The organism is Clostridium saccharobutylicum DSM 13864, from assembly GCF_000473995.1.
Taxonomy (GTDB): Bacteria; Bacillota; Clostridia; order Clostridiales; family Clostridiaceae; genus Clostridium; species Clostridium saccharobutylicum.
In genome coordinates this window covers 4,603,159-4,629,092 of sequence record NC_022571.1, presented here as the reverse complement: position 1 = coordinate 4,629,092, position 25,934 = coordinate 4,603,159, and the positions used below count along the sequence as shown (strand labels likewise).

The following is a 25,934-nucleotide window of genomic DNA, read 5'->3' as shown; positions in this document are numbered from 1 at the left end:
TATTTGTATAAATTTACTACATGCTAAGTGCATATCTTCACTAGAAATCAGAAATGTTTTTGTGCAGTAGGCATTTCTTAAGTAGAAGTTGTTTAATTTTTGCTTGTCATCAGCTTGTCTGAGGAACATACGAAAATTAAACAACTTCTACTTTTAGAAATCAACATCATTATTTTATAGCAATCGAGCAAAAGAGTATCCTTACTTTCGGTAGGTTACCATATAACTCAGAGTTATAAGCTGCATCTTAATACAACATCTTTACCACTAGAAACTTGTTTACTGATAACGGGATTTAATGATTTTAATTTGTCATGATTTACTATTATAACTGGAGTGATTAGTGATAATCCTTTGGATTCTATAAGTTTTCTATCTATTTTTAAAATTGGTGTGCCGGCACTTACTTTTGTGTTGACAGATTGTAATGCTTCAAAGCCTTCACCATTTAGTGAGACAGTTTCTAAACCAATATGAACCAATAATTCAATACCATCAGTAGTTTTAATAGAAAAGGCATGTTTACTATCCATTATTAAAGATATAGTACCATCACAAGGAGCAACAACGGTGTCTCCAGTAGAATCAATTGCAATACCATCTCCAACCATTTTTTCTGCAAATACTGGATCTGGAACTTCACTTAATTGTATAGTTTTTCCTGATATTGGTGCTACGATATTTAATGATTTCTTAAATAAATTGAACATAAGTATATGACTAAATTAAAATAAAATTGATTTTATGGCGTTCCGCAATGAGAATAGAGCATATATCAATCTCGCCGAAATTAGATACATATTTGTTCCATAGGACTATGAAAATTTCGCTGAAAGGTTCTAAATGTGAGGCTGCCCCATTTCTGCATGCTCCAAATATAAAATTGTGACAAGCAGTAAATGGAACAGCATCACATTAAGAACCTAAACAGCTTATTTTCAAAGGCCTATTACACAAACATGTATCCAATTTCTTTGTTTGTGATACATTAAATTCTTAATGAGGAATCCTATAATATTTATTTTAATAAGTCAATTCACCTCGCTTTCATAGTTATAAATTTATAATTGTAGATTTATAAGTCATATTAAAAACAACAACAAATCAATTAGCCAGCCTATCGTCCATCATCCAGTATCAGCAAATTGATCTGATAGACCTGCTAAGGGAGCAATTTGCCTCTTTGCCTAATGAAAAATATCTATGGCAACTTTGAATCTGTTATTTATTTTAATGTACCTAAAGCTCTGAATTAAATGAGTACGTTAACAGAACATATTATGATTTTAATTTTACTTATATTACTTTTAAAATCAATAGTTTTAGAGGATTATGTGAAGAGGTACAAAAAATGTGAAAAGTCATATAATAATTCACTTGTCTCCTAAAATAGTGTAAACGATTGATAACAAAAAATGGACATGCTAGTATTGGATTATAGAAAGTGACGAGAGAGAGGTTGAGGAAAAATGATGCAAAAAATTCAAAAGTTTGGTGGAGCTATGTTTACACCAGTTTTACTTTTTTCATTTGCAGGTATCGTAATTGGTATTGGAACATTATTTACCACCCAGGCAATTATGGGAAGTTTAGCAGATCCGAGTAGTGGATGGTTTAAATGTTGGAATGTAGTGTTGCAAGGTGGTTGGACTGTATTTAATCAATTGCCATTATTATTTGTAGTTGGACTTCCAATAGGTATGGCAAAAAAACAAAATGCAAGATGTTGTATGGAAGCATTTGTATTATATTTAACATTTCATTATTTCTTAAGTGCAATTATTTCTCAATGGGGTGACTTCTTTGGAGTTGATTTTTCAGCTCAAGTAGGAGGGACTAGTGGCCTCACAATGATAGCTAACATTAAGACATTAGATATGGGGATGATTGGAGCTTTACTTATTTCAGGACTTGTAATTTATTTACACAATCGTTTCTTTGATACTGAATTACCAGAGTGGCTTGGAACTTTTAGTGGTTCTACATTTGTATTTATGCTTGGCTTTTTTGTTATGATTCCAGTAGCAATTATCGCAGCATTTACATGGCCAAAAGTTCAACTTGGTATGCATGTATTCCAAGGATTTGTAAAAAGTGCAGGTGCATTAGGGGTATGGGTATTTGTATTCTTAGAACGTATATTAATTCCATTTGGATTACATCATATATTATATTCTCCATTCTATTATGATAATGTAGTTGTACCAGGTGGCCTTTACTCTTATTGGGCAACAAAATTACCACAAATAGCAGCATCTAAAGATTCTTTGCGATCATTATTGCCAGAAGCTGCATTTACATCTACAGGATATTCAAAAATATTTGGGTGTCCAGGTATTGCATTAGCATTTTATGCAACAGCAAAGCCAGAAAAGAAGAAACAAGTATTAGCTTTATTAATTCCTATCACATTAACTGCAATCTTTTGTGGAGTAACAGAGCCAATTGAGTTTACATTTTTATTTGTTTCACCGGTATTATTTGTAGTACATGCACTACTCGCTGCAACTATTTCTACTACTATGTATTTAGCAGGTATTGTAGGAATATTTTCAGGAGGAACCATTGAAATGGCTTCATTAAACTGGATTCCTTTAATGGGAAATCATTGGCAACAATATTTACTTCAATTTGCTATTGGGCTTTGCTTTACAGGAGTTTGGTTTGTGGTATTTAGATTCTTGATTTTAAAATTTGATTTTAAAACTCCTGGTAGAGAAGATGATGCAGAAGAAATAAAATTCCATTCAAAGGCAGAATATAGAGAAAGACAAAATGGTTCACAAGTTGATGAGAAAACTGCATTTGCAATTGAAATTTTAGAGGGATTGGGAGGAAAAGATAATATTGTAGATGTTACAAATTGTGCTACTAGACTAAGAGTTAATGTTAAAGATGAAAAACTTTGCAAAGATGATCCTTATTTTAAATCTATTGGAGCTCATGGATGCTCAGCAAATGGTAAATCATATCAGGTTATTGTTGGATTAAAAGTTCCAAGCGTAAGAGAAAAATTTGAACAATTATTATAAATTTTTAGAGTATTAAGGCGCATGAAAATAAATTAAAAGTTCAATTTGCCATGGAGAGGAGAACAAATTGATTGGTTATTTCTTTGAATGTGCCTAATTCAAAGGTAGGAGATAAAAATGATAAATGCAAAGCAGATTAAATCTGTAAATAAATATTATAATATTGCAAAGATATTATTTACTATAACTCCATTTCTATATATGATATATCTATCAATGGGTACAACTAAATTTGGAGAATCTATTCCGCAACTAATTCAGGAAAATCCTAAAATTACAGTGATGTTTTTGATATCAATGATTAATCCATTTATCGCATATTTGTTGATTTTTATGCATAAAAAAATAGAAGATGGCGATATTGCGTATGCTGTTGTGAATTTAGCAGTGCTCATAATTTCAGAAATTATGCTTCAAAATATATTTTATATAAGTTTGCTTGGCTTTCTTATAATAAAGACATTGAAAACATATAATGTTTCCTTTAAGGAATGCTTTATAGAAAAGTTAGATAGAAAATTTTTAGGAACTATTTCAGGTGGTATTGTAGTATTAATATTATCAGGTATTTGTTTATTTGCTACTATTAGAATTAGTATGTAGAAAAAATTATTAGGTATATTCATAAAATAACTTGTAACTTAGACTTAGGTGGTAAATAACCGAAAGAAAGGGTGCTCTGTTGTTACGGTTACTAGAGAAAAGGATTGTGGATTTCTAGCATCAGAAGTTGTTCCATTCCAGCATGCTCCTTAAGCAAGTTAAGGACATGCAAGAATAGAACAACTTCTGATGAAGAAATCCTACAATCCTTTTCTCAATGTAACACTGCACAAAAGAGCACCCTTTCTTTCTGGCTTAGAATATATTTTAAAGTTTAAGTCTAATTCATAGTTTATTTATCTATATAGGGTTCATTGTTGAGATTCAAACTTATGAATTAAAAAAAATACTGATGTTTCTAAATTTGTAGCAATTTATATGTCTTGATATCAATATTGAACCATATAGGAGAGGATGATTGAGAAAACTATAACTTAGACCTATGTAATAGTTAATTGAAATACTGATTATTCATTTTTTTCGATTACTGAAAATTTTGGTGTATGATTCTGAGATTGTAAGTTGTACCAACAATTTTTGCTTCATAAATATGTTGTAAACAAGCATATGTGAAACAGTATTGCAGAGGAAAATTGACTCACATTCCTTAATATATTACATCGAATAAGCACTTATAAATTCATGTTTTTAGTAATTGTTTATAGTCATAAAATGTACTTTGCCACACACTCCTATAGATAAAAAAATTATGTGATGATTAACCGAAATTAGAAATATTTTTATTACATATGACTATAAAAATTTTACTAAAAAGTTCTAAATAGATAGTTGAATTCATTTGATTATAAAACAACATATTAAGTAATCAGTTTTTTCATAATTTATTATACAAAATAGAATTTGTCACATCATCTTATATATAGATAAACAAACTATTAACTAGATTTAAATTTTGAAATGTATTCCATGCTAGAAAGTAAGGGGATTATTTTACGTAGTGTTGCGATTATAATTGGGCTGTAGGTATTTCTTCAGTAGAAGTTGTTCTATTTTTGCTTGTCATCAACTTGTTTGAGGAGCATGCAATAAATGGAACAACTTCTGCTGGTAGAAATCCACAGCCCAATTATCCAGCAACCGAGTAAAATAATCCCCTTACTTTCGGTAAGTTACTACGCAACTCTAAATTTAAAGTTGTTTATCTATTATAAGAAGAATTATGTGTAAAAAAGCACCTGTGAAAAATCACAGAAAATGTTAAGAAATACAGTTAAAATACTCATTGCCCTAAAGGCTTCAAATCTATTGTAAGCTGTTTTTGATAGGTGTATTATTACCCTAACGAAACAAAAAACAATAATAAAAATAAGAATTTAGGGTATATATAGAGGAGGAATAGAAAATGGCAAATAAAAAATATTCAATTACAGTAGCAGGTGGAGGAAGTACTTTTACACCAGGAATTGTACTTATGTTATTAGATCAAATGGATAGATTTCCAATTAGATCCATTAAATTTTATGATAATGATGCACAAAGACAAGAGATTGTTGCAAAGGCTTGTGAAATTCACTTAAAAGAACATGCACCAGAAATTGAGTTTTCATATACAACAGATCCAGAAACAGCATTTAGCGATATTGATTTTGTGTTAGCTCATATAAGAGTTGGAAAATATGCAATGCGTGAAAAAGATGAAAAAATTCCTTTAAAATATGGAGTATTAGGACAAGAAACATGTGGACCAGGAGGAATTGCATATGGAATGCGTTCTATCGGAGGAGTTATTGAAATCCTTGATTATATGGAACAATATTCACCAAATGCATGGATGTTAAATTACTCAAACCCAGCTGCGATTGTAGCAGAAGCAACAAGAAGATTAAGACCAAATTCAAAAATATTAAACATATGTGATATGCCAATTGATTTGGAAGAAAAGATGGCAAAAATGTGTGGACTTCAATCAAGAAAAGAAATGCAAGTATCTTATTATGGCTTAAATCACTTTGGATGGTGGTCAAAGATTTATGATAAGAATGGAAAGGATTTAATGCCACAAATCAAAGAACACATGGCTAAGAATGGATTTGCAGATGCATTGTCTGACACAAATCAACATGTAGATGAAAGCTGGATACACACATTCCAAAAGGCAAGAGATGTGTTTGCAGTTGATCCAACAACTATTCCAAACACATACTTAAAATATTATTTATATCCAGATTATGTGGTAGAAACTTCAAATGCAGAATATACTCGTGCAAATGAAGTAATGGATGGCAGAGAAAAAAATGTATTTGGTACATGTAAAAAAATAATTGAAAGTGGTACAAGCAAAGATGGAGGCTTTGAAGTAGATGCACATGCAACTTATATTGTAGATTTAGCATGTGCTATAGCAGAAAATACAAGAGAAAGATTCTTGCTTATCGTGCCAAATGAAGGAGCGGTAGAGAATTTTGATAGAACAGCAATGGTTGAGATTCCATGTATAGTAGGAAGTAATGGATATGAAAGAATCTGTCAGGGAGCTATTCCACAATTCCAAAAAGGATTAATGGAGCAGCAAGTAAGCGTAGAAAAACTTACAGTTGAAGCATGGATAGAAGGAAGTTATCAAAAATTATGGCAAGCACTTACACTTTCTAGAACAGTACCAAGTGCAAGAATTGCAAAATTAATCTTAGATGATTTAATTGAAGCAAATAAAGAGTATTGGCCACAATTAAAATAATAAAAATAACTTAAAGTTTAGAAATAATATTACTAATATTTAAATACTGATTAAAATTTAAATTAAAAAATTATCTAAGGTTATTACTTCTTAATGTTTTCAAACCTATAGATTAAAATAGCCAGTAACTTTTGATTTAATATATAATAGGTGATTTCAGAATTAATTAAATTAATTCTGTAGATATAATAAAAATATATAAAGGGATGAAGTAATTGGTAAAGGGTATTTTTCCGAGTGACCCTGATACTTTAGGGATTATTAAAGAAATAGAGGCTTGTTTAGGTTTGGAAAATAAAGAAGTTGACCAAATGAACTATACTGAATTAACTAATTATATTAATAATATAACTTTAATGTTATTAAATTAAAGTGGTAATTTTAATTATAGTAGAAAAAATATAACAAAAGCTAATTAAAAGATAACTATATTTTTTCACAATGCAGAAAAATATAGTTGTCTTATGATTTAAAAGTTAAGCCAATCAAAGATTGATGAAATTATACAATCGATTATAAAATATAAAAACAGAGAAGGAACTGGTCAGATGATTTGTTGGAATAAATTCTATAAAATTATAGAATTTATTAATTAGTGTAATTTGAAATATATAACGTTTAAATTGAAAAAGCTTAAAAGATTTTTATAGTTTTATGAAATGATTACAACAATATTGGATTACGTATGTAAATTAAGGGGAGTGTATATTTTATGAGAAAAAGATTAATATCTAAATTAATTGCTTTAGGATTATTTATTAATTTTACTTTTGTTCCAATTCCAGGTGTAAATTTATCGTCAACAACGGTATATGCAGAAACTAGTACTAGTTCTAGTTTACCAGATAAAACAAAAGATGGTGTTATTCTTCATGCTTTTGATTGGTCTTTTAATACCATAAAAGCTGAATTGCCAAACATTGCTGCTTCTGGCTTTAAGTCAGTTCAAGTTTCTCCAGTACAAGGAACAAAAGATTCAAGCAAAGATGCAAGTAAATGGTGGTTATTATATCAGCCAACAAATCAATCTATTGGTAATGCACAACTTGGGACATATGATGATTTTAAATCTCTTTGCAAAGAAGCTGAGAAATACAATATTTCAATTATTGTAGATGTAGTAATGAATCATATGGCTAATAATGGGAATAATGATCAATTAGATTCAGCTGTAGATCCTAGCTTTAAACAAGATAATTTTTATCATAATCAAGGACAGTGCAGTAATTGGAATAGTAGACATGATGTCACTCAAAAAGGTATTGGTATGCCAGATCTAAATACTCAAAATCCTGATGTTCAGAATAAGGCAATCATATTCTTAAATCAATGTGTAGATGCTGGAGCTGATGGATTCCGTTTTGATGCAGCTAAACATATTGAAACGGATATAGGATTAGATTCTAATCAATCTTGGTCTGGAAATTACTGGACTAATGTTTTAGGAAACCTTCATAATAAATCAAACTTATTCATATATGGCGAAGTATTGCAAGATGGAACTGTAGATAACATTTCATCTTATGAAAAATTTATGAGTGTTTCGGCTAGTAATTTTGGTGGCAGCATAAGAAACGCAGTTACTTCTAATAATTTAAGTTCACTTGGTACTACACTTGGTGGTGTTGAATCTGATAAAGCCGTTGATTTTGTTGAAACTCATGATACTTATGAAGATGGTAAAAGTAAAAATCTTACAGATACACAAAGAAAAGTTGGATGGGCCATAGCTGCATCTCGAGCAAAAGCAACTTCTTTATTCTTTGATAGACCTACTGGTTCAATTGGTGATGAAGGTGATCAATTATGGAAGGATTCAGATATAAAAGCAATTAATGAATTCCATAATGCAATGGTAGGACAAAATGAATATTTAAGATGGACAAACAATGGCCAAACTATGTTAATAGACCGTGGTACTAAAGGTACTGTAATTATAAATGATAGTTCAAACACATATATTAACTCTTCTACAAATTTAGCGGATGGAACTTATACTAACCATGGTAGTTCAAATTGTACTTTAAATGTTTCAAATGGAGTAGTATCTGGAAACATTCCTGCAAATTCAATTGTTGTTCTTTATAATGGTAAACCTATTCCTCCAGTTCCTCCTACACCTGATGATCCAACTACTAGTTACACTCCACATTCAGGTTATAAAGTAGATTATGATAGCAGCACTCTTGTTCAAAATAAATCTTTCACTATATACTATAAGGGTTCGCTATCTAATTCAAATAAAGTTTCATTACACTGGGGATATAATGACTGGACAAGTTTAACTAATCTTGATATGACTAAGGATTCAAATGGTTTCTGGAAAGGTACTATAACTATTCCAGCTAATGCAACAAAATTAGACTTTGATTTTACTGACGGAAGTAATTGGGATAACAATAGTAATAAAGATTGGCACTTACCAGTATGGTCAAATTCTGTTCCAGTGCAAATGACTTCAGCACCAACAGCTGGAAAGACTATTACTATTGCATATAATGGAAATTTAGCATCAAACTCTAGTTCTATTACATTACATTGGGGATATAACAACTATACATCACCTACCGATGTAACAATGAGTAAACAATCTGATGGAAAATGGACTGCTAATATAACAGTACCATCTGATAGCACTATGCTTAATATGTCATTTAAAAATAATTCGAATACTTGGGATAATAATGATTCAAATAACTACAATTATTCTGTAGCAAAATAAAAAAATGGGCATTTCAAAATGAAATAAATTCATATTGGAATGCCTTTATTTATGGAAAATTCATATAATTTATCACTAATTAATATTATTATTTGCTTTTCAAAACCTCATGAGAGGAGTGGTCATTCATGGACAAAAAAGAAAATATGATGTAAAATTTAAACAATTATGAGGAAGGTTATAAGGCACATTGGACTTATTATTTATTTTCACGTGCCTAAAAGTGGATTGGATATTATGAAATTAGATGAATTAGTAAATAAATATTATAAATGTTTAAATGATAATGATTTGTATATCTGGAATTATATTTCGAATCATCGGAAAGAGTGTGAAAATCTTGCAATTGATCAATTAGCTTATAAATGTAACGTTTCAAGAACAACTATCCTTAGATTTGCTCAAAAATTATCATTAAAGGGATATGGTGAATTAAAAGTTTATTTAAAGTTGGACAATGAAAGAACAAAAGAAAATGTAAATAATTTAGAGGCAGTTTGTGATACATATAATGAAGTAATTAAAAATATAAAAGATAAGGATTGCACAGATATTTTTAAAGTAATTGATAAAGCAAAAACACTTTATGTTTATGGAATTGGCATGATTCAATCTTCTATAAAGAAAGAAATCAAGCGAACATTTTTAGCAGCTGGAAAAGTATTTTATGATTTAAGTGGTTATACAGAAGCAAATGCACTAGTAGATATTGCTAAAGAGGATGATGTTTTTATAATTATTTCTATGTCTGGAGAGAATCAGTTTATCCTTGATTTTGCTAAAAATTTAAAAATTAGAAATGTCCCAATTATATCTATAACTAAGCTTAAAGAGAATTCATTAGCAAAAATAAGTGATTATAGTCTTTATACATACACAGTATTAATACCTAAAATTTTTAATGATGTAGATTTTGAATCTTTAACATGCTACTTCATTTTAATTGAAATTTTATTTTTAAAATATATGGAGTATCAAACACAAAAAAAGAAGAAGGAAGAACAAAATGAGATTAGAAGCATTGATTGATGAAAATTATGAAAAGTTAAACGAAAGTGATTTGCATATTTGGAATTATATTTTAAATCATAAAAAGGAATGTCAAGCTATGTCTATACAAGAATTAGCTTCTAAATGTAATGTTTCTCACACAACTATCTTAAGATTTACTCATAAATTGGGATTACAAGGATATAGTGAAATGAAAATTTATTTGAAGTGGGAAAATAAACAGCAAAATCAGTTTGATAATATACAAGTTGAAAATATATGCAATGATATTGAAAAAACTATGGAAGTTATGAAAAAAAGAGATTTCTATGATGTATTTGAGTTGTTTGAAAAATCCGATAGAATTTATGTATATGGATCTGGAGCAGTACAAAAAAATGCTGCAGAGGATTTAAAAAGAAATATGATTTTTGGCAATAAGTTAGTCTATGTTTTAGAGGGAAAAAGTGAGACAGACATTATCTTAGATATTTTATCTTCAAAAGATGTTTTTTTCTTATTATCGTTATCTGGAAATAATTCATTTATGAATGAATTTGCATATAAGCTAAAGCAAAAAGGAGTAAAAATTATTTCTGTTACCCAGATTGGGAATAATAAATTAGCTTCTCTTAGTGATGTTAGCCTTCAATTTTATACACACCCAGTGTTGTTAAATGAAAATAAAGCTGAGTTTTATTCCACAACACAATTTTTTTTAATTAACCAAATTTTATTACTGAAATATTTAGAATATGTAAATGGTTAATTGAGGTAATAATATTTGAATTAATTTCTTGTAAATGAATGATTTAGAAGTATGTAAGAATAAGAGCTGTATAAAAATGTTTAATTCGAAAATTTATCTTTGATAGTATAGTTTTTTTTGCTAAAATCTATGTGAGGAGGTGGAAAACGGTTTGACTATTAAAAAGAAACTTATTACTTTTATTTTTGCATGTGCAATGGTATTAAGTTTAATTCCAACAATTAATGTACAAGCAGCGACTACTGATTTTAATATAATATCTGATACAGATGTTACTGCACAAGAAGCAAAAAAATGGGCAAAGTCAAAAGGTGCAACTGATACTTTCATAAGTTTAGCAGATCTTTATTGGAAGTATTCTGAGGACTGTGGGGGCGTTAATCCTGGAATTGCATATGTACAAGCAGCTAAAGAAACTGGATACGGTAAATTTGGTGGAGTTATAGATGCTACATATCATAATCCATGTGGATTAAAAACAGCAGCAGGTGGTGATAATTATGATCCAAATGCTCACCAAAAATTTAATTCATGGGATGAAGGTGTACAAGCACATATGGATCATTTAGCTTTATATGCAGGAGCTAATGGATATCCTAAAAGTAATAGCTATGATCCAAGGCACTTTAGAACTATTAAAGGAAGAGCAACTACAGTAAGGTCTTTAAGTGGAAATTGGGCTCCAAGTACTACATATGGTGATGAAATAGTATCGTCATATGTAAGTTTACTTGATTCTGCAAATGTGAATTATGAAGAAGATGATAATAATAGTAATAGTAGTAATTCTAATGAGAATACATCCAATAAAGATAGTAGTTCTGAAGATTATAAGTCAGATGGAGATCCAAATCCAGGGACACCTGAAAGCAAACCAAAAGCATTGAATGTTACAGATGTAGTTAAAGAAACAAAGTCTACTGTGCAGGATGAAAATAAAGATACCAAGCCTACTATTACATCGACTAAAGGATGGAAAAAGGAAAATGATTCATGGTATTTTTATAATTCAGATAATACGAAAGTAAAAGGTTGGATTAAGCCAGAAGATAACAATTGGTACTATTTAAAAGATGATGGTAAAATGACAACAGGATGGTTTCAGGTTAATGGAACATGGTATTACTTTAATGAATCTGGTGTGATGGCTAAAGGTTGGTTGAAGTTGAGTGATAATTGGTATTATTTAAATAATACTGGTGCAATGTTAACAGGAATTCAAAATGGCGGATCGGGATTATATTATCTAAAGGATTCTGGTGAAATGTATGATAAATCAGGATGGAATAAGATAAAGGATAAATGGTATTACGTTGAATCAAGTGGAAGATTAAAGACAGGTTGGTTAAAAGATAACAGTCTTTGGTATTATCTTCAAGGTGATGGTACTATGGTAACTGGTCTTAAGAAAATAGATGGACAAACTTATTTACTTAATGACAGTGGTAGTATGGAAGCTGGTTGGAATAAGATAAATAACAATTGGTACTATTTCAATAATAGCGGTAGTTTATCAACAGGTTGGATTATAGACAATGGACAAAATTATTATCTATATAATACAGGAGCTATGGCAACAGGTTGGATTAATCTTAACGGAACATGGTATTATTTAAAATCAAGTGGAGCTATGCAAACAGGCTGGATTAAAGTAGGTACTGATTGGTATTATTTAGATCCAGGCACTGGAAGAATGCTTACTAATACTACAGTTGAGGGATATGCTTTAGGTTCTAATGGTAAGATGAAAGATAAATCTAATCAAAATAGCAATAATGATAAATCTTCCAATAATAGTAGCAGTACTTCAAATAATAGTACATCAACTAAGAAGGAGACTGCAACAACTAAGACTAATAATGCATCAACTAGCAAAAAGACTATAGTAGTAGACGCAGGACATGCTTATGGTACTGATACAGGTGTTGTAACTAACATTAATGGAGTAAAATATGATGAAACTGAATTAGATATTCAGCTTGCAGGAAAATTAAAGAGTGAGCTTGAAAAGAGAGGTTTTAATGTTATAATGACAAGAAATGTTGGTGAAACACCAAGTTATGGATCATTGTATGCTAGTCTTGCTCATAGAGTAGAAGTAGCCAATGATGCAGATGCAGATTTCTTCATAAGCATACATCATAATGCTGTAGATGGCATTCCAGATGCTAGTGGAGTTGAGACTTACTATAGCACAAATTCTAAAGATAGTAGTTATGGTGGAGGTTTAGATAATACTAGAATGCAACAATCCATGAAAATGGCTAAAGCTATAAATAATAGTATTATAAATAAGATTGGTGCTAGAGATAGAGGTGCTAAAAGTGATGCTAGTGCTGCAGTAAAAACATTATTTGTACTTAGAAATACAAATATGCCAGCAGTATTGGTTGAAACAGGATTTTTATCAAATCAAGCAGAGGCAAAGAGATGTGCAGATCCATCTAGTCAGCAACTTGTTGCTGAAGCTATAGCAGATGCGATTGCAGCTAATTATTAATTTAAAGAGTAAAATAATTTATGAATATAGAATATAAAATTTATAATTTAGTTTAAAATTATTTTCAAATTGTAAAAAATCAGTTCAGTATGATAAAAGTATTTCAAATTTATTTTTGAGATTCTGAAAGCTGAACTGATTTTTTTGTCAAACAAAGTATATATTTTACAAAACAATATAATAAAAAATAGTAAAATTAATTTATATATAATAAAATTATAAAATATTACAATAAGCCTATAAACTACATTAAAGAAGTGTAGAATGCTGTGTTATTTTGACTATAAGGTACCGAAAATAGATGATATATTTGTATTGTATAGTAAAAGTGAACAAGAATTTTGGAAAATCAAATAGAACGGAGGAAAAGCTGTTTTGAAGACTAATAAGAGATTGACTATATTTTTGCTTACCTTTGCTATGTTTTTATCATTAATTCCAGTAGTTAAAGTGCAGGCTGCAACTGGAGTAGAAAATTCTATTTCTGATGTTAAAATCATATCAGAAACAGAGGTGACAGCAAAACAAGCTGGAGAATGGGCAAAAAGTAGAGGTGCAACGGATACCTTTGTTAGCCTAGCTGAATTATATTGGAAGTATGCGAAAGACTGTGGAGATGTTAATCCAGGAATTGCATACGTACAAGCTGCCAAAGAAACTGGTTATGGGAAGTTTGGTGGCGTATTGGATGAAACATATAAAAATCCATGTGGAATGAAGACAAGTTCTGGTGGCGGTGATTATGATGCTAATGCCCATAAAAGATTTAATTCATGGGATGAAGGTGTACAAGCTCATATGGATCATTTAGCTCTTTATGCTGGAGCAGATGGTTATCCGAAGAGTAATACTTATGATCCAAGACATTTTGTTACAATTAAAGGCAAGGCAACTACTGTAAATTCATTAGGTGGAAAGTGGGCTCCAAGCTTAACTTATGGTGAAGAGGTTAATAAGTTATATAATGATTTATTGACATATGCACAAATAGTTCCTAAAACAGAAATTAAGCCTAATGGTTCGGTATCAGAAATACATACAACAATACAAGATGTAAATTCTAGTTATGGAGCTACTACAAATGCTGGAGTAACTACAAACTTAGAGGTTAATACATCACAAACTAATAGTGATGTAACTATTTCTTCGTCAATAGGATGGAGATTAGAAGGAGGAAACTGGTATTACTATAAATCAGATGGAACTAAAGCAACTGGATGGATTAAACCAGATAGTAATTGGTACTATTTATATAGTGATGGAATTATGGCCAATGGTTGGTTAAATTCAGGTGGAACTTGGTTTTATTTTAAATCAAGTGGAGCTATGCAAACTGGATGGTTAAAGGAAAGTGGAAAATGGTATTACTTTCAAGGTGATGGAAGTATGGTAACTGGTCTTAAGATCATTAATGGCAAAAAATATTTTTTAGATAGTAGTGGAGCTATGAAAATTAGCTGGTCAAAAATAGGTGGAAATTGGTATTACTTTGATACTGATGGATCAATGATTACTGGATGGATTAAACCTGATGGAAGGTGGTATTACTTCTATTCAGATGGTATAATGGCAACCGGTTGGGTTAAACTTGGCAGTGAATGGTATTATCTTCAATCAAGTGGATTAATGGCAACAGGTTGGATAGTAGTTGATGGAAAATACTATTATCTGGATCCGATATCTGGTGTAATGGCTAAGGATACATTGATCAATGGATGGAAAGTTGGTTCAGATGGAACAAGAGAAAATAAAACAAGCAATGTTGGCATTGATGGAAGTAAAAAATTAATAGTAATAGATCCTGGTCATAATTTTGGTGGTGATGATGGTGCATATGCTACTCATTATGGAGTTACATATTCAGAAAGAGATTTGAATATGCAAGTTGCGGTCAAGTTGAAAGCTAAACTTGAAGAAAAAGGTTATCAGGTAATCATGACTAGAAATGAATTCGAGAGGGAAACTTTAGGAGTAGGCCAAAGTCTTGCAAATAGAGTTAATATAGCTAATAATTTTGGAGCAGATTTCTTTATAAGCTTACATCATAATGCAGCAGATTCATCATCTGCAAATGGGGTTGAGGTTTATTATAGTTCAAGATCTCAAGATGAAAGTTTTGGTGGAGGATTTAGTGATTATAAACTTTCAGTAAGCAAAACCATGGCAGCATCTATTAGCAAAGCAGTAGCAAATGCAACTGGTGCAGTAAATAGAGGTTCTCATGATGGTAACTTATATGTTTGTAGAAATACTAAAATGCCTTCAGTTCTAGTGGAGTTTGGTTTCATAACAAATCCAAGTGAAGCAGCAAGATGTGCTGATTTTAGTAATCAGCAATTATCAACAACAGCAATTGCAGAAACAATTGCTGCACAAATTTAGATTTATGATATAACTTACCAAAAGAAGCTGTATTCTTTTTCTCGGTTGCTATATAATTGAGCTTTGGATTTCTAACAGCAGAAGTTGTCCTTATTATGCATGCTCTTCAAACAAGTTGAGGACAAGCAAAATAAGGATAACTTCTACTGAAGAAATGCCTACAGCCCAATTATAAATGCAACACTCCGAAAAAGAATACAGCTTCTTTCTAGTGTAGAATATATTTCAAAGGCCCATTACACAAACATGTATCCAATTTCTCTGTTTGTGATATATTAAATTCTCATTTTTATAGAGTCTGAAAACTTTCCTGAATCAATCACAAATAATATTAAATTAATTGACTCCATATCTGGTATCGGCCGCTTAACAGCTATTACTTTAATATCTGAAATAGGTGATATAGATGGTTTTATTAAACCAAAATATCTTGTGGCTTTTTTGGTATTGATAGCGTCATTAATGAGTTACGTAATTTTAAAGGTCATGATAATAAAATTTCAAAAAGTGAAACAAATATATAGATGATTTTGCTGAGTTACCACATAAATCAAGTGTTGGGCTTATGTAATAGATAACTGAAATAGAGCTTGTGTATTATATAAATGCTTGACATAGTAAGGCATATTTACCATACTATAGATATCTAAATTTTAAATTTTACGTATAGATATTTAATTTATAAATTATGCTTATGATTTGAATGTATATCCCAAAGTAGAAATAGAGGTTATGCTTTTGTGTAGTGTTACCTCAAAAAATTTTGATAGCTATGCTTCTTAGACTGTAAGTTGTTCCACATGTGCTTGTTCACAACATGTTTGTGAAGCAAGCATTGTGGGTACAACTTGCAGTCTTAGAAGGATCTATCAAAATTTTAAGTAACCGAAACAAATGCATAACCTCTATTTCGGTTAACTATCTCATAATTTTAAGTTATAGGTTGTTTATCTATATAGAAATTAAGCAATGTTGGAGGTGAGAAAAATGAATTGGTTTAAGAAATTTATGTATGGAAGATATGGTGTGGATGAATTATCCATAGCATTGCTTATTTTATCGATTATATTAATATTTATAAGTGAAATGTTATCTAAATATTTGTATGCATTTGGACTTATTGCATATATACCAATATTATTATACGCATTTAGAACATTTTCTAAAAACATATATAAGCGTCAGCAAGAAAATGGTAAATATTTAAGAATGAAAAATGCACTAATTGTATGGCTTAAACAAAAACAAGTAAGAGCTAAGGAATTAAAAACTCATAAGTATTTTAAATGTCCAAATTGCAAGCAAACACTTAGAGTACCAAGAAGAAAAGGAAAGATTACAATTACTTGTCCAAAGTGCAAAAATAAATTTAAAGGAAAATCATAATTGATACTAGAAAATTAATATCAATATATTTTGTATAATAAATAAAGATTTTGACTAAAACGGACCTTTTATAATATATAACGGATGTATTATATTATGAAAGGTCCTTTTTGTTACTTAGTTGTGTTGGACAACTAATTCATTTGAAAATGTATGAGAAACATATTCAAATAGTGGATTTAAATTCCTAAAGAAATTAATAAATTATTCGATATATATATTAGTAGAATAGGATGAATATATTGATTATTAATACACAATGAAAAAAATAATAGACCAGTATGTATACTTATTTGGCGTCATGCTGTGTCAATAAATTCTGCTAATAGTCACCTATAAGTAGAATTTGCCTCATTAATTAGCGCGTTATATGGGATGCATCTTTGGCCTATTATTTTTCATGTACCTAAATTTAAGTTTATGAAAGTTAAATACACATTTTGGGAGGGGAAAATCATGAATAAATTGCACAAAAGATTTATAGCTATGCTTGTTATTTTCACAAGTTTAATATCTTTTTTGCCAGTAAAATTCGGAGGGCAGGTAGCTAAGGCAGATGAAGGAACAGATATACAAGTAAGTGCTGATGGAAGTACAACTCCACTGCCATCAACTGTAGATACTAGTACTAGTAAAAATGAAGTTATTTATACTAGTGAGAATACAGAAGGTGGATTTAGTATAACAGCTTCAGATGTTAGAACAACTCAAGAGAAGTTAACACAATTGGCAAAAGATACCCAAAGTTCACAAACGGGTATTATAAGTCAGGAAGTACAAATAGTATCTATAAATGGAATACAGAGTAGTGGTGTTGGTACTGATTCAGATCCAAATTTCAGTAGTGTAGGTATAAAAGATACTGACTATGCAAATCCATTATCAACAAGTGAAAAAAGAGTTGGTAGAACAATACTCAACCTACCGCTTGGAGTAAATAAAATTGTATATCGTATTAAAATAACTAAATTAACAATGAATTGTGAAATGGTTGATAGTGGAAAAGTTGATTCAAGTGGAAATCCTATAAAAGTAGCAAATGTAACAAAAGGGATTCAAGAGGATATAAATCATGCAGATGGGAATTTGACAATTGAACATGCAAATAATTACGTAATAGATAAAATAAAGCCAATGGTTTTTAACGCGTATATTAAATCTCAAGATGTTGATAACGAGAGTACAATAGAAAACAATACACGTCCGTTTTTATATTCAACAACAGCAAAACCAGATTCTAAAATGCCACTTAGATATACATATGATGTGCCAGATTCAACTTCAATATTAACTTATGATATGACTTTAGATAGTTCATTAGTTTTGGATGGTGCCAAGATATATAAAAATGGTAATTATGATTCTAGTGCTACTATTACAAATAGTGAAGGTCATGGTAAATTACATGGTAGTTTAAGTAGAATTGGAAACTCAGATACAATTTTAATAAAATTAGATCCTTCAGCAGTTAGTGGTAATGGAAATAAAGCGGATCCAGCAATTCAAAAATCTTATGCTATAGAAATTAGATATAAAACAATGAATGCTACAAAGGACTATAGTATATATGATAATGCTGGAATAACAAAACTTAATTATAATGAAGAAGCAGATGTACCAGCGTATATAGGTAAAAAATTTACTGTAGGTACAATTAATGATACAGATAGCACACCTGTTTATACTGGTCAAATAACTATAGATAAAAGGGCAGAAATGATTAGTTTAGATCCTGCTTTAGTAAGAAGTAGAAAGACTGTAGCGTATAAGTTAACTAACCACTATAAAGATACCGATGATGCAAATGAAAAGATTTTAAATTCAGAACTGAAAAATGGAAAACAATATATTAATTTTGCAGCAGGTTCTTTAAGTAATACTTTGTACCTTGATGTGTATGAAGGCGATGGACAAAGTAGAACAGGGAATCTTTTAGCAAGATATGTATTAAATGTTATAAATCCTTCAAGTACAGATACTTCTAATTTAAGTTTACTTTTAGATGACGGAAATGCAGAATTAACGCAGCCAGGTGTAAAATCTAATAAAATAGCATTTAGTCAAAGTAGACGTACTTATGATTTATATGCAGGTGATACTGTTAATGTAAAGCTTCAAGGAACTAGTAGTAAAAATGAATACATAAAAGTTTGGCTTGCTGATGAAATTGATAGTAATAATCTTACAGAGGCAGATGCATCTAAGGCAAATACATTTAATCAAAGTAGTGGGATTAGAAGCGATAGTCTTAATGTAAGTGTTGGAAAATCAAAGAAAATGATTGTGCAGGCTTATTATGATAAGTATACTGAACAAACCGATTCAAATGGAAATAAAAAGAAGGTTTTAGTAGGAAGTTATCCTGTAGGAGATAAATATTATTTCTATTTACCTAAGAATTTTAATTCAAGTGATAATACTAATAACAATACTGATAAATCATCAGATGCTTTATTAAGTTCGCTAAAGATAAAAGGTGCAACTTTAACAGATTCTAATGGGAATTCAGGATTTTCAAGTAGTACTGATAGCTATAATGTTTCAGTAGATAAGGATTGTACAAGTGTTAGTTTAACTGCAACATCAGAAGATCAAAATGCTAAATCAATAGTTGCAACTGTTAGTGGTTCTGAGGATTCTTCTAATTTGGTTTCAGGAGAATCAACTGATCTTACATTGAATTCAAGTGGTACAACCAACATAAATATAGTTGTTACTGCTCAAGATGGTACTACAACTAAAGCTTATAGTATTATAGTAAAAAATAGTACCAAAAGTAGTAATGATAAATTGAAAAATGTAATTCTTAGTACAGGTGATTATACTTTTGATTCTTCAGAAGATACAACTAAGGTTCGAGTAGATCTTAATGCAACTAGTATTAAGGTAACGCCAGTAGTAGAAGATCCAAACTCAACTGTAACTGTAAATGGTCAAAAATATTCTAACGATCCAATAAATGTTAGTCTTAAGGGAGCTCAAAAAACTGATATTGAGATAACAGTCAAATCAGAAGATGGTAAGAGTACACAAACTTATACTTTAGAAGTTACTAGAACGGATTCATCAAATAATAATACTGATAATGGTAGTGATGAACAAGATCAATTTTATGATGATATTAGCGATTGCTGGGTGGATTTAAATAAGTATGATGAATGGGGAAAAGTAAATGACAAACCTGTTTATTTTGACAAAAAACACAAGCAAGTTAAAAATCAATGGGTTCAAACTAAAGGTGAATGGTATTATTTAAATAATGTAGGATATAGAGCATCAGGATGGAAAGTTGATACTGATGCTGGAAAAACTTATTATTTAAGTCCAGTTACAGGAAAGCTAATGACTGGATGGATGAACTTAGATAATAATTGGTACTATATGGGCGGAAATGGTGTAATGCACAAAGGTTGGTTGTATTTAAATGGCAAATGGTATTATTTTGCTCCAAATGGACAAATGGTAGTAAATCAATCAATGTATATTGATGGAAAAATGTATAAATTTGCAGTAGATGGATCTGTTATATTTTAAAATTAAATACAGAAGTATTGCAAAACATTAAAAGTTTGTTAATAAAAAACTGAAAAAGAATACACATATAAAGAAATTAGCCACATGTTTATGAAATAGGCATTGAAAATAAGATGTTGAAACGTCTTAATATCATGTTGTTTCACCTTAGTTTGTTTAAATTTTATATTTAGATCAAACTAAAGTGGGATAACATGAGATTTAGGTGTTTTTATCCAAATTTTCTTAGTCCTATGGAACAAATATGTGGCTAATTTCATTGAGGAATGGTAAAACTTTAATGTTTCGCAATATACATGTTTATAATAATATATTTATTGACATAGGGAATTTGAGGGAATATAATAATTATAGTTCATATTTCGAACATAAAAAATATGTGTATTTATCCACAATAATGTGTAAAAATTATTATTACTAATTATATGCTGTGAATAGAAATAGTGGAGGGGTATTATGTTAGAAGATAAATTAGAAGTATTAAAAACACTAAATGATAATTTTAATATTAATCAAAGGGAATTAGCAAAAAAAACTAACATGTCTCTTGGTAAAGTTAATGCTTTATTAAAGGATTTTACTACAGAGGGATTTATAGATAGGATTACAAATAATAGAGGAACATTATACAAAGTAACTGAGAAGGGAATGAAATTTTTAGAAGAGAATATTGCGTATGCAAAGAGTACTAGATTAAAGCTTCATGAGGAAGAGAAAAAGATAGTAAGGCAAGCTGTAATATTAGCAGCAGGTAGAGCTGAAGATTTTGGAAAGCCTGTAGGTATGCTTGAAATTCAAGACTTTAAATTGATAGATAGAACTCTTAGCATATTAAAAGAAAATGGAATAAGCAGGATTGTTATAGTAACAGGATATAAAAGTGAATTATATGAAGAATATTTTAAAAATAGTAAGAATGTAACTTTAGTAAATAGTGATATTTATAAATGGACAGGAACAATGCATTCATTATCTTTAGCTAAGGATTATATTGATGATGATTTCTTGCTTATTGAAAATGATTTGATATTTGAAGGTAGAGCAATTAAAGAATTAGTTGAAAGTGAAAATAGGGATTGTATACTTTTTACAAATGAGAGTGGATCTGGAGATGAAGCTTTTGTTGAAATAAGAGATAATCATTTATTTAAGATGTCTAAAGATATTCATCAATTTAATAGAATTGATGGTGAAATGATTGGACTTACTAAAATTTCTTATAAATTGTATCAAATGATGCTTGAGGAATTCAAGGAAAATGTTAATCCGTATTTAAATTATGAATATGTACTATTAGATGTAGCTAGAAATTATAATATTGGATTTGTTAAGATAGATGATCTTGCATGGGGAGATGCTGATACAATAAAAGAATATGAAAAGATTAAAAATCATCTTTATCCAACAATTAGAAGAAGAGAGCTTAGTTATGAAATAAACAATATAAAATCTATTGTATGTGAAGCATTAAAAGTAGAAGAGGGAGATATTACAGAAGTTACGCCAGCCGGTGGTATGACTAATAAAAATTATAGGATATGTGTTAAAGGAATTAGATATATTTTAAGGGTTGCAGGTGCGGGCACTAGTCAAATGATAAATAGAAATACAGAGATGTTTAATTCTGCAATTGCTTCGGAAAAAGGATATAATGTAGAAGTTCCATATTTCAATCTTGAAACTGGAGTTAAGATATCTAAATTTATAGAAAATGCAGAAACTTTAACTCATAGAAGTATTAAGAAAGAAGATAATTTAAAGCAGGTTACTACTATTTTAAGAAGTCTGCATGAGTGCAAGGATTTTCATATGGATAATGAGTTTAATGCATTTAGGGAACTTGAAAAGTATGAAAAAATATTAAGAAGTGATAACGGTGAATTTTTCGAAGATTATAATGAAGTTAGAGAAAAGGTAATGGGGCTTGAGGAAGAATTAAGAAAATGTAATAGAGTATTTGTTCCATCACATAATGATTTAGTTTCAGAAAACTTTGTTAAGGACACTGAAGGCAGAATATATTTAATTGATTGGGAGTATAGCGGTATTAATGATGATATGTGGGATTTAGCAGCACTATCTTTAGAAAATGAATTTTCACAAGATGATATTGATTTAATGTTTAGATTATATTTCAATGGAAAAGAAGCAGATGAAAACTCAAGAAGAAGACTATTAATCCATCAAATTTGTCAGGATACTTTATGGGCAGTATGGACATTAATTAAAGAGGCTGAAGGAGATGACTTCGGTACTTATGGAATTGACAGATATAATAGAGCTAAAGAATATTTAATGAAATTATAAGGCACATGAAAGAAAATAATAAGTCCAAGATGCTCTGATTATTTTGCGTCAGGCAAGGAAGTGGATTTGTTTCATAGCGGGCTATTAGAGGAATCCGCTGATGAGCAGAGAACCCAAATCTATGATTTGGTGTGAATCGTTTACTCAGTGAGCGTATGCGAGTCGAGCTTCCTCTGATGAAAAATAGGCTTGGCAGATGGACTTGTTATTTTTTTGAATGTGCCTGAATAAGGAATAATGAAGAATTAATGATGAACGATTGAGGTGTGATATGAGAGCAATTTTAATGGCTGCCGGGATGGGCACTAGACTTAGACCATTAACATTAACTACTCCAAAGTCTTTGATAGAAGTTAATGGTATGTCTTTACTTGAGAGACAAATTATCAATTTAAGAGAAAGAGGAATTGATGAAATTATAGTCTTAACTGGATATTTACATGAAAAGTTTGATGAAATAGTTAAAAAATATAACTTAATTAAGGTTGTTAATGATAAATATGATGTGTATAACAATATTTATACTATGTATTTAGTTAGAGAATATTTAAAAGATGCATTTGTAATTGATGCAGATAATTATATTACAAGAAATTTCTTGCCTACTAGCAAGCCAGAAACATCAGTATATTACTCAGCATGCAAAGAAAATATAATCAATGAATGGATTTTAAGGTATGACCAGGATGGAAGAATTCATGGAGTTGATATTGGAAAAAATGGAGATGAACCTAGCTATATTATGTCGGGTGCATCATTTTGGACTGAGGAAGATGGAAAATTAATAGCTCAAAAAGTTGAGGAAGCTGTTAATTTAGGAGATTTCAAAGATATGTATTGGGATAGCATTGCAGTAGATAATTTGGATAATATGAATGTAAAAATTGAAAAAATACAATCAAATGATATTTTTGAAATAGATTCTCTTGAAGATTTAGAATACTTAAAGAGAAGTCTTAACATTAAATAAATATGCAATTTAAGTTTATGTGGTAATTCACCGAAAGCAAGTGGATTCTTTTGCTCGATTGCTATAGAATATTGCTATGGATTTCTACCAGTAAAAGTTGTACCCATTCCAGCATGTTCCCAAGGCAAGCTTGTGACAAGCAAGAATGGGTACAACGTTTACTGAAGAAATACCTATAGCAACATTCTAAATGCAATACTACGCAAAAGAATCCACTTACTTTCTAGTATAATCACAATCTAAAAATTAAATAATATCTTATTAACAAATTTCACAACTTATTTTCAAATGCCTGTTTCATAAAAGTATATTTGATTTTGGATATTGATTTAAGATTACAAGTTATGTAATAAAAAATTATATGGTATATTAGTTCCTATTTAGGTTTTATGGAAGGAAAAGAACTATAAACTAGATTTGAGTTTTGAAATGCATTCTATACTAGAAATAAGGATGACTAATTTACGTAGTGTTGTATAGCTAAATTATCTAGCAACCGAGTAAAATAGTCATCCTTATTTCGGTAAATTATATCATAACTCTAATTTCAAGTTGCATATAAGAAGTTAAGTAAACGTAAACAATAAACGTGTGAGAATGCACATTATAAATATATCTTTGTATTAGAGTATTTGTTACTTCTTTGATTAGGAAAGTTTATTATATTTTCAGCTTTTTTATTTTCAGTACTGATTAAGTGTAGAAAAGTTTTGCATGTAAAAATGTAATCTCTTTTGAAAGAAGTATTAGTAGTTAATTTTGTTGCTCTATAAGCAAGCTTAGAAGTCTTATTGTTTAATTTTCTTTTATTTCTAAAATTTATGTCCAACCAATCTAATTCATAAAGAGTTTTTGAGAATCTTAGAATTTTTTTTATCCCCAATGATTTTAAACATTTCTGCAAAGTTCTTAAAGTATTATTTAGTCCAGCACCTGGAGTTGTTGAGACAACAATACCAACTTTATCTGCCATTTTTGAGTTGAATTCATAATTTTGTAGATTACATAGTAAATTATTTAAAAATAATTTCATTTGAACACTTACATCACAGGAGCATACTGGAGAAGCTAAAATAATTAGATCGGATTGATCTAGGACGTTAATTATATCATATATATTATTACGATGATGAGATTTATGTTGAGCATTTATAAAACATGAAACAGAACCTGAGTACAAATAAGATAAATCATCAGATATAAAAAATTCTGTAACAGATATATCTGCATTTAATTTAATTTTTTTCAATAAAAGTTTAACACAATTATAAGTATTGTCTTTGGTAGTAGTTCCATAAATAATTGATATTTTCATAAGTATACTCCTTTCCTGACAGTTTTAGACAGAGGTACATACTGAATTAGTTACGTTTTTGAATAGGTATTATATGTGTATTAAGGATTAAAAATATAATATAATTTTAAACTAATAATTGTTAATTTGATTATAGCAAAATGAAATGGGTTAAGTCTACTAAATTTACAAAAATATATATAAAATTAGCAAATTTACAATGGATTAAGGGGGAAAATAACAGTTTAAAAGAGGTTTTTTATAAAATATGCAAAATTTAAGAATGAGATTATGGCGATAATATATGTTTTCAAAAATAAAATAATGCAGTTTATTATCATTGTTTTTAGCTTTTATATATTATTATATCTGTTAAAAGAAGAAATATATTTATTTGTAGAACTTAGTTTTTTGAACATATTGCATTGAACATTGAACAATGATAATATAGTTATGTTCATAAAATGAACTTGATGAATTACATAGATAGTATTAAATATGATGTATACTGAATCCTTTTATATACATAATATTTATAGATTAAGTTAAGAATAAAAACAATTAGGCACATGAAAGAAAATAACAAGTCCAAAATGCCATGATTATTTTGCATCAGGCAAGGAAGTGGATTTGTCTCATAGCGGGCTATTAGAGGAATCCGCTGACGCAGCATGATGCAAAATAGGCTTGGTAGATGGACTTGTTATTTTTTTGAATGTGCCTTAATTAGATTTGAGGGGGATTTTC

15 protein-coding genes and 1 pseudogene are annotated in these 25,934 nt (G+C 29.7%); 14 read left to right on the top strand and 2 right to left on the bottom strand.

The genetic code is table 11. The features are described 5' to 3' along the window. Positions 1-233 precede the first annotated feature (233 nt). Positions 234-710 (bottom strand): PTS sugar transporter subunit IIA, encoded by a 477-nt coding sequence (locus CLSA_RS20020; protein WP_022750001.1) that lies wholly within the window; start codon positions 708-710, stop codon positions 234-236. Between the two features lie 759 nt (positions 711-1,469). Between CLSA_RS20020 and CLSA_RS20015 the strand changes: the two genes are divergently transcribed. The 14 genes and pseudogenes from CLSA_RS20015 (at position 1,470) to CLSA_RS19960 (ending at position 23,893) form a co-directional block, all read left to right on the top strand. Next, a complete protein-coding gene (locus CLSA_RS20015) occupies positions 1,470-3,032 on the top strand; it encodes an alpha-glucoside-specific PTS transporter subunit IIBC (protein ID WP_022749997.1) in 1,563 nt (520 codons plus the stop codon). Positions 3,033-3,149: 117 nt separating this feature from the next. Continuing rightward, positions 3,150-3,635: a hypothetical protein gene (locus CLSA_RS20010; RefSeq protein ID WP_022749994.1), complete on the top strand. Its 486-nt coding sequence runs from the start codon at positions 3,150-3,152 to the stop codon at positions 3,633-3,635. A gap of 1,363 nt (positions 3,636-4,998) precedes the next feature. Further along, positions 4,999-6,333: a 6-phospho-alpha-glucosidase gene (locus CLSA_RS20005; RefSeq protein WP_022749989.1), complete on the top strand. Its 1,335-nt coding sequence runs from the start codon at positions 4,999-5,001 to the stop codon at positions 6,331-6,333. Between the two features lie 215 nt (positions 6,334-6,548). Then, positions 6,549-6,704, top strand: a complete 156-nt coding sequence (locus CLSA_RS23255; protein WP_022749987.1) for a hypothetical protein — start codon at positions 6,549-6,551, stop codon at positions 6,702-6,704. Between the two features lie 341 nt (positions 6,705-7,045). Then, positions 7,046-9,055, top strand: a complete 2,010-nt coding sequence (locus CLSA_RS20000; RefSeq protein ID WP_022749983.1) for a carbohydrate-binding protein — start codon at positions 7,046-7,048, stop codon at positions 9,053-9,055. A gap of 168 nt (positions 9,056-9,223) precedes the next feature. Next, positions 9,224-10,084, top strand: a complete 861-nt coding sequence (locus CLSA_RS19995; RefSeq protein WP_022749980.1) for a MurR/RpiR family transcriptional regulator — start codon at positions 9,224-9,226, stop codon at positions 10,082-10,084. Then, positions 10,062-10,814, top strand: a complete 753-nt coding sequence (locus tag CLSA_RS19990; RefSeq protein WP_022749976.1) for a MurR/RpiR family transcriptional regulator — start codon at positions 10,062-10,064, stop codon at positions 10,812-10,814. Before CLSA_RS19995 ends, CLSA_RS19990 begins: the two co-directional genes overlap by 23 nt. 151 nt (positions 10,815-10,965) lie before the next feature. Continuing rightward, a complete protein-coding gene (locus tag CLSA_RS19985; RefSeq protein WP_041716393.1) occupies positions 10,966-13,314 on the top strand; it encodes an N-acetylmuramoyl-L-alanine amidase in 2,349 nt (782 codons plus the stop codon). 375 nt (positions 13,315-13,689) lie between these two features. Further along, complete coding sequence (locus CLSA_RS19980) at positions 13,690-15,696, top strand: N-acetylmuramoyl-L-alanine amidase (RefSeq protein ID WP_022749967.1); 2,007 nt, start codon at positions 13,690-13,692, stop codon at positions 15,694-15,696. Positions 15,697-15,987: 291 nt separating this feature from the next. Next, positions 15,988-16,217 (top strand): annotated as a pseudogene (locus CLSA_RS24625) (transposase); the annotation flags it as partial. A gap of 466 nt (positions 16,218-16,683) precedes the next feature. Then, entirely contained in the window at positions 16,684-17,082 is a 399-nt protein-coding gene (locus CLSA_RS19975; RefSeq protein WP_022749962.1) for a zf-TFIIB domain-containing protein, read from the top strand. 456 nt (positions 17,083-17,538) lie between these two features. After that, positions 17,539-20,616, top strand: coding sequence for an N-acetylmuramoyl-L-alanine amidase family protein (locus tag CLSA_RS19970; RefSeq protein WP_022749960.1), 3,078 nt, complete (start codon positions 17,539-17,541; stop codon positions 20,614-20,616). A gap of 456 nt (positions 20,617-21,072) precedes the next feature. Further along, positions 21,073-22,923: an NTP transferase domain-containing protein gene (locus CLSA_RS19965; RefSeq protein WP_022749955.1), complete on the top strand. Its 1,851-nt coding sequence runs from the start codon at positions 21,073-21,075 to the stop codon at positions 22,921-22,923. A 271-nt stretch (positions 22,924-23,194) separates the two neighbouring features. Beyond that, positions 23,195-23,893 (top strand): sugar phosphate nucleotidyltransferase, encoded by a 699-nt coding sequence (locus tag CLSA_RS19960; protein ID WP_022749951.1) that lies wholly within the window; start codon positions 23,195-23,197, stop codon positions 23,891-23,893. Positions 23,894-24,497: 604 nt separating this feature from the next. Here CLSA_RS19960 and CLSA_RS19955 read toward each other — a convergent pair. After that, positions 24,498-25,208 carry an NAD(P)H-dependent oxidoreductase gene (locus CLSA_RS19955; protein ID WP_022749946.1) on the bottom strand — a complete coding sequence of 237 codons (711 nt, stop codon included), beginning with the start codon at positions 25,206-25,208 and terminating at the stop codon, positions 24,498-24,500. Positions 25,209-25,934: the final 726 nt, after the last annotated feature.

What these genes read in the sequence shown, in the direction of transcription:
- CLSA_RS19975 (WP_022749962.1), top strand. Translation starts at nt 16,684, where the DNA reads ATGAATTGGTTTAAGAAATTTATGTATGGAAGATATGGTGTGGATGAA.
- CLSA_RS20000 (WP_022749983.1), top strand. Translation starts at nt 7,046, where the DNA reads ATGAGAAAAAGATTAATATCTAAATTAATTGCTTTAGGATTATTTATT.
- CLSA_RS19965 (WP_022749955.1), top strand. Translation starts at nt 21,073, where the DNA reads ATGTTAGAAGATAAATTAGAAGTATTAAAAACACTAAATGATAATTTT.
- CLSA_RS19990 (WP_022749976.1), top strand. Translation starts at nt 10,062, where the DNA reads ATGAGATTAGAAGCATTGATTGATGAAAATTATGAAAAGTTAAACGAA.
- CLSA_RS20005 (WP_022749989.1), top strand. Translation starts at nt 4,999, where the DNA reads ATGGCAAATAAAAAATATTCAATTACAGTAGCAGGTGGAGGAAGTACT.
- CLSA_RS20010 (WP_022749994.1), top strand. Translation starts at nt 3,150, where the DNA reads ATGATAAATGCAAAGCAGATTAAATCTGTAAATAAATATTATAATATT.
- CLSA_RS20015 (WP_022749997.1), top strand. Translation starts at nt 1,470, where the DNA reads ATGATGCAAAAAATTCAAAAGTTTGGTGGAGCTATGTTTACACCAGTT.
- CLSA_RS19970 (WP_022749960.1), top strand. Translation starts at nt 17,539, where the DNA reads ATGAATAAATTGCACAAAAGATTTATAGCTATGCTTGTTATTTTCACA.
- CLSA_RS20020 (WP_022750001.1), bottom strand. Translation starts at nt 710, where the DNA reads ATGTTCAATTTATTTAAGAAATCATTAAATATCGTAGCACCAATATCA.
- CLSA_RS19995 (WP_022749980.1), top strand. Translation starts at nt 9,224, where the DNA reads ATGAGGAAGGTTATAAGGCACATTGGACTTATTATTTATTTTCACGTG.
- CLSA_RS19960 (WP_022749951.1), top strand. Translation starts at nt 23,195, where the DNA reads ATGAGAGCAATTTTAATGGCTGCCGGGATGGGCACTAGACTTAGACCA.
- CLSA_RS19955 (WP_022749946.1), bottom strand. Translation starts at nt 25,208, where the DNA reads ATGAAAATATCAATTATTTATGGAACTACTACCAAAGACAATACTTAT.